This window comes from Geodermatophilus arenarius, assembly GCF_042654585.1.
Taxonomy (GTDB): domain Bacteria; phylum Actinomycetota; class Actinomycetes; order Mycobacteriales; family Geodermatophilaceae; genus Geodermatophilus; species Geodermatophilus arenarius.
Window position 1 is genome coordinate 1 of the sequence record NZ_JBHSGR010000053.1, and the last position, 743, is coordinate 743.

Here is a 743-nt window from a genome sequence, read left to right on the forward strand (position 1 = left end):
TCGGCGGCCATGCGGGAGAGCTCGTCGACGGCGGTGCGCGTCTGGGTCAGCGCCTGGGTGGTGGAGTCCGCCGCGGCCGAGACCCCGGAGATGTTGTCCGCGATCTGCCCCGAGCCCTGCGCCGCCTCGGACACCGACCGGCTCATCTCGTTGGTGGTCGCGGTCTGCTCCTCCACCGCGGAGGCGATGGTGGTCTGCCGGTCGGAGATCTGCGCGACGATCTGAGAGATCTCCCCGATCGCGGCCACCGCGGCGGTGGTGTCGCCCTGGATGGCCTGCACCCGGCGGGCGATGTCCTCGGTCGCCTTCGCCGTCTCCTGCGCCAGCTCCTTGACCTCGTTGGCCACCACCGCGAAGCCCTTGCCGGCCTCCCCGGCCCGCGCCGCCTCGATGGTGGCGTTCAGCGCCAGCAGGTTCGTCTGCTCCGCGATGCTCGTGATGACCTTGACCACGTTGCCGATCTCGGCCGACGAGTCGCCCAGCTTGGCCACCGTCGCCGTCGTGGTCTCGGCCGCGGTGACCGCCCGGGCCGCGACGGCGCTGGCCTCGGCGGCGTTGGTGGCGATCTCCCGGATCGACGCGCCCATCTGCTCGGCGCCCGCGGCCACGGTCTGCACGTTCCGGCTGACCTCCTCGGCCGCGCCGGCCACGACGCCGGACTGCGCCGAGGTCTCCTCGGCCGAGGCCGAGATCTGCGCCGAGGACGCCGACAGCTCCTCGCTGGAGGCCGCGACCGCGTCCGC

At 73.5% G+C, this 743-nt stretch carries 1 protein-coding gene; it reads right to left on the reverse strand.

Features of this window, described 5'->3' with window-relative positions:
* Window positions 1-743: methyl-accepting chemotaxis protein (locus ACFO3M_RS22690; RefSeq protein WP_387994501.1), on the reverse strand; the 743-nt coding region annotated here is incomplete at both ends.